This window comes from Yersinia sp. 22-579 (assembly GCF_030433455.1).
In the GTDB taxonomy this organism is placed as follows: Bacteria; Pseudomonadota; Gammaproteobacteria; order Enterobacterales; family Enterobacteriaceae; genus Yersinia; species Yersinia enterocolitica.
Genome location: NZ_JAUJTZ010000003.1, coordinates 19,147 through 33,716 on the forward strand (window position 1 = coordinate 19,147; position 14,570 = coordinate 33,716).

The window sequence follows — 14,570 nt, forward strand, 5'->3', positions numbered from 1 at the left end:
CGCAGCATACTGTGTTATTTTTGTTTAGTGCGCTAAACAAGGAGGCGGTATGCTGCAGTTCGACTATCTCAAAACAGCGATTAAGCAAAAAGGCTGTACCTTACAGCAAGTGGCAGATGCCAGCGGCATGACCAAAGGTTATTTAAGCCAGTTACTCAATGATAAAATCAAAAGTCCCAGTGCACAAAAGCTAGAAGCCTTGCACCGCTACCTCGAGCTGGAGTTTCCGCGCCGTGAGAAAAAAGTCGGCGTGGTGTTTGGTAAATTTTACCCACTGCATACCGGCCATATCTATCTCATTCAGCGTGCTTGTAGTCAGGTCGACGAACTGCACATTATCCTTTGTTACGATGAGCCACGCGATTTGGAGCTGTTTGAGAACAGTTCAATGTCACAGCAACCGACCGTCAGCGACCGCTTGCGCTGGTTACTACAAACCTTTAAGTATCAGAAAAACATTCATATTCATTCATTTGATGAAAATGGTATTGAACCCTATCCACATGGCTGGGATGTCTGGAGCCGTGGGGTCAAAAAGTTCATGAATGAGAAGGGGATAGTGCCGAATTTCATCTACTCCAGTGAAAGCCAGGATGCGCCACATTATCGCGAACAATTTGGTATCGAAACCATCTTGATCGACCCTGAACGCTCCTTTATGAATATCAGTGGCCGCCAGATCCGCCGCGATCCTTTCCGCTACTGGGATTATATTCCCACCGAAGTGAAACCGTTTTTTGTTCGCACCGTGGCGATACTGGGTGGTGAATCTAGTGGGAAATCAACTTTGGTCAATAAGTTAGCCAATATTTTCAACACCACCAGCGCGTGGGAATATGGCCGCGACTATGTTTTCTCCCATTTGGGCGGCGATGAGATGGCGCTGCAATATTCCGATTATGACAAGATTGCATTGGGGCAAGCGCAATACGTTGATTTTGCGGTTAAATATGCCAATAAAGTCGCCTTTATCGATACCGACTTTGTCACCACGCAGGCCTTTTGTAAAAAATATGAAGGGCGAGAGCACCCGTTTGTCCAGGCACTGATTGATGAATATCGCTTTGATCTGGTTATTTTGCTGGAAAACAACACGCCGTGGGTGGCTGATGGTTTGCGCAGTCTGGGCAGTGATCGTGAGCGCAAATCGTTCCAGAATTTACTGGAACAGATGTTGCGCAGCAACAATATTGAATACATCCACGTTGAGTCGGCAGACTACGACGAGCGCTTCTTGCGCTGTGTCGAACTGGTGCAACAGTTATTAGCCGCCGATCTGCAAAGATTGGCCCGCCCTTCAGTATTGGCTGAAGCGCGGGAAGGATAATTTTAGTAAGCAATTACTATCTTGCCCTGCATATGCCCGCCTGCGACTTGCGCGTGGGCAGCTTTCAGGTTTTCTACTGTCAAGCCATGCAGCGTTTCGCTTAGAGTACCTTGCAGTTTGCCCTCATCAACCAATTGGCTCACCTGTTTTAAAATCTCCCCTTGTTGGGCGATGTCCGGTGTAGAGAACATGCTGCGAGTGAACATAAACTCCCAATGCAGGGCGGCACTTTTCAGTTTTAACTGATTTTGATCCAGCGGCTTTTCGTTCTCTACAATGGTACAGATTTGCCCCAGCGGGGCGATCAGTTCGCTAATCGCAGACCAGTGACCATCGGTATCATTCAAGCAAAGAATATAATCAACTTTATCGATACCTTCTTTTGCTAACTGCACTTTTAGGTCACGGTAATCCACAGTCAGGTCGGCACCGCGTTCAATACACCAGGCGGCTGATTCCGGGCGTGATGCTGTCGCAATCACTTTAACTGGACTGCGCAAGGCGGCTAATGGGATAGCCAAAGAACCCACACCACCGGCACCGCCAATAATGAGCAACGTTTGATCCGCGCTAGCCTGCTGAATTTTCAAGTGTTCGAATAGCGCCTCCCATGCGGTGATGGCGGTTAATGGCAACGCTGCGGCTTGCGCCCAGTTAAATGAGCGCGGCTTATGGGCGGCAATGCGGGCATCGATCAATTGCTGAGTCGCGTTGCTGCCAGGACGAGTGATATCGCCGGCATACCACACTTCATCACCGGCACGGAAACCAGTCACTTTCTCACCAACACTGACAACCACACCGGCGGCATCCCAACCCAGAATGCGCGGTTGTTGCAAGCCATTCTTTTTCAGACCGCCATGTACCTTGGTATCCACCGGATTGATAGATGCAGCTTTGACCTCGACCAGCAAATCAAATGGGCCGGGTGCGAGAGAATCCAGAGCGATTTCAATAAAATCAGCGGGTTGTTGCGGATTTACAGCTATAGCTTTAATTGACATGGTGATGTTCCTGCTCCTGTTTAGCTTATTCACTGAGTCTAGACCTATCTGATGAGAGTGATAAGATGGACAATCACTAACGCAGTGTTCGCCTGAGATAAACAATCATGTTCAAACCTTTCAATTATGTTTAAGCCTCTCAATAATGTTTAAACAACTACAGGATATGGCGCTGTTCGCCCGAGTGGCAGAATGCGGTAGCTTTACCCGCGCTGCTGCAATGGTGGGTTTGCCTAAATCGAGCGTTAGCCAGCGGATCAGTCAGTTAGAGCAAAGTTTGGGGATCCGCTTACTCACCAGAACCACTCGCCAACTGAACCTGACTTTCGCTGGCGAGCGCTATTTGGTGCATTGCCAGGAGATGCTGCAAGCTGCTGAGCGTGCGGACCTGGCACTGCAACGCCTAAAGGATAACCCCAGTGGCCGCTTGCGTATTTCGACACCCGCAGGTCTGGGGGCCACTTTGTTGGCGCGGCTGGCGACAGATTTTCAGCGGCAATATCCCGATGTCCTGCTGGAGGTTTTGGTGTCGGATAGCATGGTGGATTTGGTCGAGGATGGCTTTGATGTGGCGCTGCGCACTGGCAAGCCGCAAGATTCCTCGCTGATTGGCCGACGATTAGGATATGCGCCGCGCTATCTACTGGCATCGCCCGCGTATTTGGCACAGCATCCGCCATTGCTTCACCCACGTCAGCTCGATACCCACCGCTGTATTGCTCATCGTGCCTGGCAAGCCCTGATTTTACGTCATGAAGACGAATTTTTTCGCTGGCAGGTTCCTGCGCTGCATGTTACCGATAATCTGTTGTATGCCCGTGAATGTGCTCTCAATGGTGGGGGGATTACGTTATTGCCTGCGTTTTTAAGTCGCGAAGTGGTAGCAAACCGGCAGTTGATTGAAGTTTTGCCGCAGTGGCGGGCCGAGGGTAATGAACTGTATTTGGTCTATCCGAGCCGCAAGCTGAATTCTCCAGCACTCAGTTGCTTTATTGACGTGGTGATGGGGCATCCGGTATTTGAGGATTATATGCTGGGGCTGGAAATACCAAGGTGAGCCGAATATACTGTTTATTCGGCTCATAATTTGAGCCGATTAGGCATTAAAAAGGCCTGCAATCGCAGGCCCTTAGTCGAGATAAAGTTTAAAAACGACTTTTTATTAACTACTTAGTCATTTTCTTATACTTGATACGGTGTGGTTCCAGTGCTTCGGCACCCAGAGTGCGTTTTTTCCACTCTTCGTATTCAGTAAAGTTACCTTCGAAGAATGCCACTTTACCTTCATCTTGATAATCGATGATGTGGGTAGCAATTCGGTCAAGGAACCAACGGTCATGGGAAATTACCATGGCACAACCTGGGAATTCCAGTAAGGCGTTTTCCAGTGCGCGCAGGGTTTCGATGTCCAGATCGTTGGTCGGTTCATCGAGCAGCAACATGTTGCCGCCAACCTGTAGCAATTTGGCCAGATGGATACGGCCGCGCTCACCACCGGACAGTTCACCCACTCGTTTGCCCTGATCAATCCCTTTAAAGTTAAAGCGGCCAACATAGGCACGGCTTGGAATTTCAAAGTTACCGATCTTCATGATGTCCTGGCCGCCGGAGACTTCTTCCCACACGGTTTTACTGTCATCCATGTTGTCACGGAACTGATCAACCGAGGCCAACAGTACGGTATCACCGAGTGAAATGGTGCCGGAATCGGGTTGTTCCTGACCAGATAACATGCGGAACAGGGTCGATTTACCCGCGCCGTTCGGCCCGATGATCCCGACTATCGCGCCTTTTGGTAGCGCAAAGGTCAAGTCATCAATCAGCACACGATCGCCGTAAGATTTGCTCAGATGCTCAACTTCCAGCACTTTGTCACCTAAGCGTGGGCCAGGTGGGATGAACAACTCACTGGTTTCATTACGTTTTTGATATTCAACGCTGTTAAGCTCTTCAAAGCGAGCCAGACGTGCTTTACCTTTCGCCTGACGGCCTTTCGGATTCTGACGAACCCACTCCAGCTCTTTCTCAATAGATTTACGACGTGCGGCTTCAGAAGAGGCTTCCAGTGCCAGACGGGCATCTTTTTGCTCCAGCCATGAGGAATAGTTACCTTCCCATGGAATACCCTCACCACGGTCAAGTTCCAGAATCCAACCCGCAACGTTATCAAGGAAGTAACGGTCATGGGTGATGGCGACCACTGTGCCTTCGTAATCATGCAGGAAGCGCTCCAGCCAAGCCACGGATTCGGCATCCAGGTGGTTGGTCGGTTCATCCAGCAGCAGCATGTCTGGTTTTTCCAACAGCAGGCGGCAGATAGCAACGCGGCGGCGTTCACCACCGGACAGGTTGGCAATTTTTGCATCCCAAGGCGGCAGACGCAGAGCATCAGCAGCACGTTCTAACTGGTTATCCAGATTATGTCCGTCATGGGATTGGATAATGGCTTCCAGTTCACCTTGTTCTTTCGCCAATTTATCGAAATCAGCATCAGGATCGGCATAGAGTGCATAAACTTCATCCAAACGGGTCAGAGCGCGTTTAACTTCGCCAACGGCTTCTTCAACCGACTCACGCACTGTTTGTTCAAGATTCAGTTTGGGTTCCTGTGGCAGGTAACCGATTTTGATGCCAGGTTGTGGGCGAGCTTCGCCTTCAATATCGGTATCAATGCCCGCCATAATGCGCAGCAGGGTGGATTTACCGGAGCCGTTAAGACCCAGCACACCAATTTTTGCCCCAGGGAAGAAACTCAGGGAGATGTTTTTCAGAATATGTCGTTTCGGCGGAACTACTTTACCGACACGATGCATAGAATAGACGTATTGAGCCACGTTGCCTCAGCCTCTCTAGATCAGTTTTTATTAGGATATCTGGTGCGGAGTGTAGCCCGTTTTACTATACCCGTCATCTTTCAAGTCACAGGTGTGTTAGCTGCTCTCAATCACCCGAATCACTTACTGATGTAAGTTCATCGGGATTCTCTCGCTTGCCGCCTTCCTGTAGCTTGAAATCTATAGGGTATAGGCTGATGACATCTTTCAAGTCACAGACGTGTTAGCAGCTCTCGTCATTCGGCCCATCCGTGGGCTTTACTTGTTCGAAGCCGCTGCAAGCAGTGATTTAAGGTGCGGTGACGATTATTGCCACACGGCGGTTTTCCGCCCGACCTTTGGCTGTGCGGTTATCCGCCACCGGTTCTAGCTTACCGCGGCCACGAACCTCAATATTGGTACGCGGAATGCCGATTGCAGCCAGAGCATCAGCAACTGCGGAAGCGCGTTGGAAAGATAATTGCTGATTGTAGCCATCTTCACCCATGCCGTCGGTATGTCCATCAATCCGCATATGGTTAATCCCGACATTGTGTAAAGCACGACCAATGTTTTGAACAGTCTGCACGCCCGATGCGTTTAATGTTCTGACTTCACTATCGAATAATACTTTATTCGCTAGCCCAAACTCCCAGCCATTATCGGTCAATTTAAAGCCTTGCTCTTGTAACGCCGCAATTTGTTCAGGAGTCAGCCCTTGGTGTGGCTTGGCCTGACAGCCGACTAATACCAATAAACAAAGAGCAAAAAAGCTAATCCACAGAGGATTTTTCTGACGATTATTGTTTAAACCCAGCATGTCACCTACCCTAAATTTTCTGTGTGTGTATTTTCTGGATGCTTATTTTCTGAATAAATAAAGTCCGACTGATAAGCGGTACCTTGTTCACATAACCGGAAACCTTTCTTTGCCTGATACATCGCTTCATCTGCCCGTTGCAATAATTCATCCGGCGTTTGTGCATGGTCAGGATAAATAGCAATCCCAATACTGAGTGAAGTGATAATTTCACTCCCATCAGGCAGCGTTATGGGTTGTGTCATACTTTTTATAATATTGTCGGCAATGATGAGTACATCATCAGTGTTATAAATGGGTGCCAATAAGATGGCGAATTCATCACCGCCCAAACGAGCCACTAAATCACTTTCACGTAATAAGGCGCACAGGCGGTCGGCAATGGTGGTCAGCACCACATCGCCCGCGGCATGACCATAGCTATCATTGATTTCTTTAAAGCGATCGCCATCAAGGAATAAAACCGCAACGTGTTCGTTGGTTTTGCAATCACTGAGTGTTCGACTTAAACGGCCTTCAAAATAAGCGCGGTTTGCCAAACCCGTCAGGCTGTCGTGGGCCGCGCGATGTGCCAGAGAATCATTTTCCTGAGTGAGGTGCTTCTGCCACACTTCAAGTTCCTCCAGCAAGCCATTGAAGTCATGACTTAACTCATTCAGCTCGGCAATTTGTGCTGATGGAACTCGTTGACCAAAGCTGCGATTACGGCTGACATTATGCGCGACTTCGGTAATGCGATTCAGTGAGCCGATGATGCCAAATAGCATCCGGCGGGACAAAAATATCGCCACTAAGGTGCTAAGAATAAGGCAGACAAAGAGGCCTGCTAGCCCCTGCAACAGAAAACGCAACAGGCTGCCACCATGACCAACAATCACTATTCTGCCGATTTCATTACCAGAGTGAATAATGGGGAGTACCACCGGTTCAGGTAGCGCCCAGCGGGCGACACTTTGCTCCATTTGATGCATGGGTCCGTCGTCAGGCAATGTCCATTGGGCGACCACCCGGCCATTGACATCCATAATCTTCGCTTCGGCGACTTCTTCATTAGTGGCAATCATCGACAGCGCTTCATTCGCCACCACCGTATCGCCGAAAACAACAGCAGCTTCAGTGGTATAACTGATTGAACGGGCAATCAAATGCAGGTTGTGGTCAGCGTAAACTCGCAAGGCAAACAGGGCGACTACTGTCAGGAAAATACCGGCTGTCGCCACTGATACCAGCGCCACAATTAAATGTATTCTGCCCAGAACTCGGCCAAGCGTCGGCAGTTTTGGCGGATTAGTTTGATTCTTTACCTGCTCAGCAGATTTATTTTTTATAGAACTCATAATGCGTCAGCCTTTTTACGGGCAAGTTGCAACACATTGGGATGAACTCGTATCCCGGCGCGTGCTAATGCATCCATATTGACTTTGAAAGAGGCTTGCTTATCTTCCAGTAACAGACAAAATGCACTGCCCACAGTGCATTCGTCATAATCTTCGCTGATGGTCAGAACTGGCTGTCCAGTGAGTTGAGTCGCCAGTTCCTGACGTTGTTGTTCCCCCAAACGGCCGAGATAAACCACATCACAGTTGTTTGCCAGCGAAGCGTCGGGTAGGGAATAACGCTGGGTTTTTATTGGATGTGCAGTTTGCATTAATGCTGGATTAAATAGCTCTTCTGCATAGTTTGTCGGGGCAATAACACACAAACGAATGACTGGCGGCGGGGTTGGCCAGCGCGAATAACTGATAATGCCCAGCACCATTTTTGTCGCAGCGTCGCTACGTTCATGAATAAGCTCTTCACTTAAGTTATTTGCTGCCATTGAGGGCAGTGAGGCGAATAAAATGAAGAGAAGTAATAATGTGAAGGCGCAGGTCCGCCGCCAGATACGCGGTGGCGTAAATAGCTTAGGCCGATAATGATATTTCTCATCATTGACGCCGTTAATTGCGCAAGGTGCAGTATTCATTTTTGCGCTTCCCGTTGGCGACATGGCTCACATATTAATGGCGGTATCGAATAATAAATCGCCGCTAATCTATTATAAGAATTAATTGGCGTATTAACAGTCATGGTATCGGCAATGTGAGATTTATCTTAAATTATCTTTATGATGGATAAAAAAACCCGGCAGAGTCGCCGGGCTTGAAGGGGGAAGGCTGATTAATATCAGACTCAATTCGATGCGCGTTTGAAGCGCCCGATGACCCATTTCTCGACTTCGACAATCAAGAAGATGGCGATAGAGACCAACAGCGTGATACCCCAGTAATAAGCCGGTAATGGCTCGGTACCGAAAGCGGTATTCATAAATGGCAGATAGATAATGGCTAGCTGCAACAGAATCAGCACACCAGAAACCAACCACAGCCCCTTATTAACAAAGACTTCTTTGTTCAGCGGGAATCTGTCCATCACACGGCAGTTAAACATGTAAATCCATTGTGCGGTTACCAGGGTTTGCATCAACACGGTACGGATGAATTCAGTACTGTAGCCGCGTGGTTCCATGTAGGCTTCCAGGGCAAAGGCGCTGCACGCTATCAAGGTACCGACAAATGCGATACGCCAAATAGCATGACCATCTAACACGTGTTTTGATGGATCGCGCGGGTTGCGGCGCATGATGCCCCTTTCTGCCGGCTCAAATGCTAAACCGAATGAAAGCGTGGTGGAGGTTGCCATGTTGATCCACAGGATTTGCAATGGCGTCAGTGGAATAACTGCACCCACCAGGATAGCAAAGATGATTAACAACCCTTGTGCCAGGTTGGTCGGCAAGACAAACAGAATGGTTTTCTTCAGGTTATCGTAGACACGGCGGCCTTCTTCAACCGCGTGAGCAATAGTGGCGAAGTTATCATCTGACAGCACCATATCGGCGGCTTCTTTTGTCACCTCGGTGCCTTTGATGCCCATGGCGATCCCCACATCGGCCTGTTTCAGTGCCGGTGCATCGTTGACCCCATCGCCGGTCATCCCCACGATTTCGCCTTTCTCTTGCAGCGCTTTTACCAGACGCAGTTTGTGCTCAGGGCTGGTACGGGCAAAAATATCATAACGAACAGCGGCTTCAGCCAGTTCTTTATCGTCCATATGCTCTAACTGGCCGCCGGTAATGGAGTCTTTACCATTACCTATGCCCAGCATGGCACCAATCGCCATCGCGGTTTCCTGATGGTCGCCGGTTATCATCTTCACGCGAATGCCAGCCTGTTGGCAGGTCGCAATGGCGTCAATAGCTTCAGGGCGTGGTGGGTCCATCATGCCGGCGATGCCGACGAAGATCATACCTTGCTGGATATCGCTGTGCCCTAACTCGCTGACCGTCTGTTCCGTTGGACGATAGGCCGCAGCTAACATGCGCAGGCCCTGCTTGGTGTAGCGCGTCATCTCGGCATCCCAGTAATCACGGCGGAAGGGAATGACGCCCTTATCCGTCAGTTCTTGCTGGCAGAAGGTAAACAGCACATCTGGCGCGCCGGTCAGGAAGATACAGCTTTCGGACTCAACCTGATGGCTGGTGGCCATATATTTATAGGCAGAATCGAAAGGAATTTTTCCGTGTTGGCTCACCTGACCCAACTCAATACCTGATTTGGCTGCTAAGACTTTCAATGCGCCTTCGGTTGGGCCGCCGACGATAGTCCAATGGCCTTGGTCATTCTTTTGAATCTGGCTGTCATTACATAAATTCACCGCAGTGATAAATGTTTTTAACGGCCCTTCCAGCACAGCTTGCTGTTCGCTACCTTCTGGGTAAATGTTACCTACCGGCTCATAGCTTTCACCGGTAACCCGGTAGCAATTGTCGGCCAGAATCACCGCTTTGACGGTCATTTCGTTCATCGTCAAAGTGCCGGTTTTATCAGAACAGACAACGGTCATGGCACCCAGAGTTTCTACCGTTGGCAGCTTGCGAATAATCGCGCGGTTGCGCGCCATTGCTTGCACACCCAAGGACAGAATAATAGAAATAATCGCCGGTAACCCTTCAGGCACCGAAGCTACCGCCAGGCTTATCAGGGCTAACAACAGCTCATTGACCGGCAGGTCGCGCAGAATAAAGGCGAAGACGAACAAGAATGCCATCATCACCAGAATCAGGATGAAAATCGCTTTGCCCAGACGGTCCATCTGTTGCAACAGGGGGGTGCGAGTGGCTTCAACCGCTGACATCATCTGGTTGATATGGCCCAGCTCAGTATCACCGCCACTGGCAATCACCACCCCTTTCGCGGTACCGGCACTGATAGTGGTGCCCGAGAACAGTAGGTTTTTACGATCACCAATCACTGATTCGTTTTCAATGACTTCAATTTGTTTTTCAACAACGGTTGATTCGCCCGTCAGGATAGCTTCTTCAATTTGGAGATTGTGAGCTTCGAATAAGCGCAAGTCAGCCGGGATCTTATCCCCCGGTTTCAATGTGACGATATCACCCGGTACCAAATCTTGTGCATCAATGGTTTTTGCATTGCCATCACGAATGACCACAGCTTTACTGGAGAGCATGTTTTGTATGCTTTTCAGTGACTTCTCAGCTTTATTTTCCTGAACATAACCAATTAATGCGTTAATGACGGCGACACAAAGAATGATAATGGTATCGACAGAGTGGCCCATAAGGCCTTTGACTAACGCAGCCGCTAATAAAATGTAAATCAGGACGTCATTAAAATGAGCGAGAAATTGTAGCAGGGGGTGCTTACTTTTTTTGGCAGGTAGCGCGTTAGGGCCGTATTGTTTAAGGCGTTCTTCAGCTTCTTGTTGGCTTAACCCTTCTTCGCGGCTATTGAGCTGCTGCAAAGATTCTTCCACGGTAAGTTGATACCAGGCCTGGCCTTCTGGCGGCGAGGCGGGTTTGGGATTTGATGAGTTTTGCATTGAAAGAACCTTCTTAAAAATTAAAAATTGAAAATCTGAAATCTATCCGTTTTTCATCTCATTACCGTTGAGGCTAACGGCGCAGGGCAGTGAATACTCTTCCATGAAAAGATCCTGCTCCTTAATTATTTGATTTTTATTAAAAGACAAAAAAATTATTCTGAATGATATGTTTACAACAATTATGTTTACAACAACATAGTTATATTAAGCAAGGATAGTAGATTTTTATCAAAATAGTGCCTTGATCTGAGATAATAAAGTCGAAATATTTAGTCGTAATTATTAGCTAATCTATTGAATATTAAACTTATTTCACCATCATCCGAACAAATTAATTATCCGTGTCTATACCCAAATAATTCGAGTTGCAGGAAGGCGGCAATTGAGTAAATCCCGATGAGTTGACGCCAGTCAATGATGCGGGTGACAAATCTGCCGGGAGCAGATTTGAACGCTGTTCGCAGCGGCCTCGTAGAGGCGAGACCCATGGATGGGTCGAGTAATGAGAGCAGCCAACGCATATGCAGCTTGAAGTATGACGGGGATATTTGTAGGTGTAATCGCTGGCTATCAGATGAAACTCTTGGTTAGTATATCCTGCTGCCGGAACTAATTATGACTATGCTAATCAGAAGTTGCGGTAAGTAAAATGCAGTAGCCAACAACCAGTGAGGAAACAGTAAGTATGGACAAGTGGCGATATCTGGCGATTGGCGTGTGTCTGGTGACGACTTCAGGGGTGGCATTCGCTGACTCCATTGATGCCCAACGGCAACGCTATCAGCAAGTTAAGCTGGCCTGGGACAGTAATCAGATGGATACCGTGGCGCAATTAATGCCGACGTTACGCGATTATCCGCTGTATCCGTATCTGGAATACCGCCAGTTAACTCAAGATTTAAGCCAAGTGAGTGCGGCGCAAGTAACCGATTTCTTGAGTCGGAACCCCACGTTGCCGCCTGCTCGTTCGCTATCATCCCGTTTTGTCAACGAACTGGCGCGTCGTGAAGATTGGCGTGGGTTATTGTCGTTCAGTCCGCAAGCGCCTAAACCAGCGGCAGCCCGCTGTAATTATTACTACGCCAAATGGGCAACGGGTGAACAGCAAGTTGCCTGGGATGGTGCCAGTGAAATTTGGCTCAACGGCCAGACGCTTCCGGGTAGTTGCGATAAATTATTTAGTGTCTGGCAACAAGCCGGGCATCAAACTCCACTGGCAACACTGGCCCGCATGAAGCTTGCTCTTAAAGAGGGCAATGCCAGTTTGGTGAGTTATTTACTCAAACAGTTGCCAGCGGATTACCAAACAATGGGGACGGCACTGGCGAAACTGCAAAGTGATCCTGCCAGTGTTGAAAGCTTTGCTCGTACCGTCGGGCCGACTGACTTCACCCGTTCTGCCACCACCATTGCGTTTACTCGACTGGCGCGCCAGGACGTAGAAAATGCACGCGCTATGATCCCAACATTGGCGCGGCTGCAAAAAATGAGTGACAGCGAGAAGTTGGAGCTGGAAGAAGCGGTCGCCTGGCGTTTGATGGGTAATGATGCGACTTATGACCAAGCTAAATGGCGCGATCAAGTCACTTTGCGCAGCCATTCCACCCCGTTGCTGGAACGCCGTATCCGCATGTCGTTGGGTACGGGCGATCGCCAAGGTTTAGCTGCATGGATGGCCCGTTTGCCGGCCGATGCACAAAGTAAAGATGAGTGGCGCTACTGGCGTGCTTCATTGTTGTTAGAGCAAGGTAAGAAGGCCGAGGGCGAAGCCATCCTGCGCAGTCTGATGCAGGAGCGAGGCTTCTATCCGATGGTCGCCGCCCAAAAACTGGGTGTTCCTTACCCGATTAATGTTGAGGTTGCAACCAAACCTGATGCCTCACTAGCGCAACGGCCCGAAATTGCTCGGGTGCGCGAATTGATGTATTGGAATATGGATAATCTGGCACGCAACGAGTGGAGCTATTTGGTTGCCAGCCGCAGCAAACCTGAGCAGGAAGCATTGGCGCGCTATGCATTTAATCAGAAGTGGGCCGATTTGAGTGTTCAGGCAACCATTGTTGCCAAGCTATGGGACCATTTGGAAGAGCGCTTCCCTCTGGCCTGGCCCAAAGAATTCCGTCAGGCGACGGAAGGCAAGGGGATAACGCCAAGTTATGCCATGGCGATAGCTCGTCAGGAAAGTGCCTGGAACCCGAAAGCGCAATCTCCGGTGGGAGCCACAGGCCTGATGCAGGTGATGCCACGGACTGCGGAGCACACAGTTAAACTGAATAACATTCCCGGTTATGTGAACAGCAGCCAGTTGCTTGATCCTGTCACCAACATTGAGATTGGTACCAGCTATCTGGAAGAGGTCTATCAGCAATTTGGGCGCAACCGGATCCTTTCCAGCGCGGCCTATAACGCAGGCCCATCGCGGGTCAATACCTGGCTAGGAAATAGCGGCGGGCAGGTGGATGCCGTAGCATTTATCGAAAGTATCCCGTTCTCTGAAACGCGAGGTTATGTGAAAAACGTATTGGCTTATGATGCGTTCTATCGTCACTTTATGAATCGCCCAGCTAAGGTGCTGAGTGATGCCGAGTGGCAGCGACGCTATTAATCCCCTTCGTCCTTGAAACCACAGGGGTGTTAGCTACGCGCACTTACCCGAATCACTTACCAGAGTAAGCTCATCGGGATGCGTTTGCTTGCTGCCTACCTGTGACTCCAATGACGTTGGGGTTCCCCTTCGACCTTGAAACTGTAGGGGTGTCACGCCAAGTCCTTTGGCTATATCTGAGGTTATGGTAAGCTGCTGTACTAGTTAAATAGTATGGCGGCTTTCTCTATTATGACAAAACTACGATTAACTGATCCGAATCTGTCGAATGACGACAATCAGCACTGGCTGACTTTTGTTGCATTGTTACAAGACGCCATTGCGCAAGACCTTCATTTACCGCTACTACAATTGATGCTGACACCGGATGAGCGCACGGCTCTGGGGACAAGGGTACGTATCATTGAGGAATTAATGCGAGGGGAATTAAGCCAGCGCGAACTCAAAAATCAATTGGGTGCCGGTATTGCGACTATCACGCGCGGTTCCAATAGCCTGAAAGCCGCTCCCCCTGAGTTGAAAAGCTGGCTCGAAGCGCAGTTATTGGCAAATAAATCGTCTTGAATTGAGTTTTACTGTGCTGGCCGTTGGTAAATCTCATTATTAAAGGGAACCAGTGCCAGCAGCAGTGCCTGATGGTAGACGCTGGTTCGGGTCAGTTTGCCGTCGGTGAAAATCCCGATGGCTCCGCCTTTGTGTTTCACATTCGATATACCGGTTAAATCTGCCATTTCGTCGCCTAGCTCACGGCCTTGGCGAATCCCTTGCAATATAATATCGGGTAGCATCAAACTGGCAGAGCGGGATTCTCCTCGCCACTGCAAGTGTTCAATTACCATCCATGCAAAGGTCATATTATCTTCAATACCAGCTTCAACCCCGACCCAAAAATCTGCCTCAGGGCGCATCTGACGTGCATTGCTCACTCGTTGTCTGGCACCTGTGCGTGTCTCAGCGCTGCCTATCGGTTGCAAGGGAACGCCACTGTCGACATTGATACCTTCAATGCGATACTGACCGGGGCCATAAACATCATCGAAAGCGAGGCTAATAGCCTTAATCTTTGCGGGGTTGGTAGTTGCGGCAACAACATGGTACATAGTAAATCTCAATA

The 14,570-nt window shown here is 49.2% G+C and carries 11 protein-coding genes; 4 read left to right on the forward strand and 7 right to left on the reverse strand.

The annotated features are described in order from the left end of the window. Positions 1 to 49 precede the first annotated feature (49 nt). The gene (nadR, locus tag QSV56_RS04270) at positions 50 to 1,327 is read left to right on the forward strand and encodes a multifunctional transcriptional regulator/nicotinamide-nucleotide adenylyltransferase/ribosylnicotinamide kinase NadR (protein ID WP_046051622.1); all 1,278 of its coding nucleotides are present in this window, start codon (positions 50 to 52) and stop codon (positions 1,325 to 1,327) included. 2 nt (positions 1,328 to 1,329) lie between these two features. Here the strand turns inward: nadR and QSV56_RS04275 are convergent, their stop codons facing one another. Further along, positions 1,330 to 2,331 (reverse strand): zinc-binding alcohol dehydrogenase family protein, encoded by a 1,002-nt coding sequence (locus QSV56_RS04275; RefSeq protein WP_046051621.1) that lies wholly within the window; start codon positions 2,329 to 2,331, stop codon positions 1,330 to 1,332. Between the two features lie 145 nt (positions 2,332 to 2,476). Between QSV56_RS04275 and QSV56_RS04280 the strand changes: the two genes are divergently transcribed. Then, positions 2,477 to 3,388 carry a LysR family transcriptional regulator gene (locus QSV56_RS04280; protein ID WP_046051620.1) on the forward strand — a complete coding sequence of 304 codons (912 nt, stop codon included), beginning with the start codon at positions 2,477 to 2,479 and terminating at the stop codon, positions 3,386 to 3,388. Positions 3,389 to 3,497: 109 nt separating this feature from the next. Here QSV56_RS04280 and ettA read toward each other — a convergent pair whose 3' ends face one another. From ettA to QSV56_RS04305, 5 genes are all read right to left on the reverse strand, one after another. Then, on the reverse strand, positions 3,498 to 5,165 hold the full coding sequence (ettA, locus tag QSV56_RS04285; RefSeq protein ID WP_032900922.1) for an energy-dependent translational throttle protein EttA: 1,668 nt from the start codon (positions 5,163 to 5,165) through the stop codon (positions 3,498 to 3,500). A gap of 289 nt (positions 5,166 to 5,454) precedes the next feature. Further along, entirely contained in the window at positions 5,455 to 5,964 is a 510-nt protein-coding gene (locus tag QSV56_RS04290; RefSeq protein ID WP_019080574.1) for an OmpA family protein, read from the reverse strand. 5 nt (positions 5,965 to 5,969) lie between these two features. After that, positions 5,970 to 7,301, reverse strand: coding sequence for a diguanylate cyclase (locus QSV56_RS04295; protein ID WP_019084010.1), 1,332 nt, complete (start codon positions 7,299 to 7,301; stop codon positions 5,970 to 5,972). Continuing rightward, complete coding sequence (locus QSV56_RS04300) at positions 7,298 to 7,930, reverse strand: YfiR family protein (RefSeq protein WP_019080572.1); 633 nt, start codon at positions 7,928 to 7,930, stop codon at positions 7,298 to 7,300. The genes QSV56_RS04295 and QSV56_RS04300 overlap by 4 nt, the downstream gene beginning before the upstream one ends. Before the next feature lie 206 nt (positions 7,931 to 8,136). Beyond that, positions 8,137 to 10,848 (reverse strand): cation-transporting P-type ATPase, encoded by a 2,712-nt coding sequence (locus QSV56_RS04305; protein WP_301210912.1) that lies wholly within the window; start codon positions 10,846 to 10,848, stop codon positions 8,137 to 8,139. 688 nt (positions 10,849 to 11,536) lie between these two features. Here QSV56_RS04305 and sltY point away from each other — a divergent pair. Next, entirely contained in the window at positions 11,537 to 13,456 is a 1,920-nt protein-coding gene (gene sltY, locus QSV56_RS04310) for a murein transglycosylase (protein WP_046695458.1), read from the forward strand. 231 nt (positions 13,457 to 13,687) lie between these two features. Beyond that, a complete protein-coding gene (trpR, locus tag QSV56_RS04315; RefSeq protein ID WP_014609369.1) occupies positions 13,688 to 14,020 on the forward strand; it encodes a trp operon repressor in 333 nt (110 codons plus the stop codon). An 8-nt stretch (positions 14,021 to 14,028) separates the two neighbouring features. On the opposite strand, the gene yjjX is transcribed toward trpR, so the two are convergent. Next, the gene (gene yjjX, locus QSV56_RS04320; RefSeq protein WP_019084006.1) at positions 14,029 to 14,556 is read right to left on the reverse strand and encodes an inosine/xanthosine triphosphatase; all 528 of its coding nucleotides are present in this window, start codon (positions 14,554 to 14,556) and stop codon (positions 14,029 to 14,031) included. Positions 14,557 to 14,570: the final 14 nt, after the last annotated feature.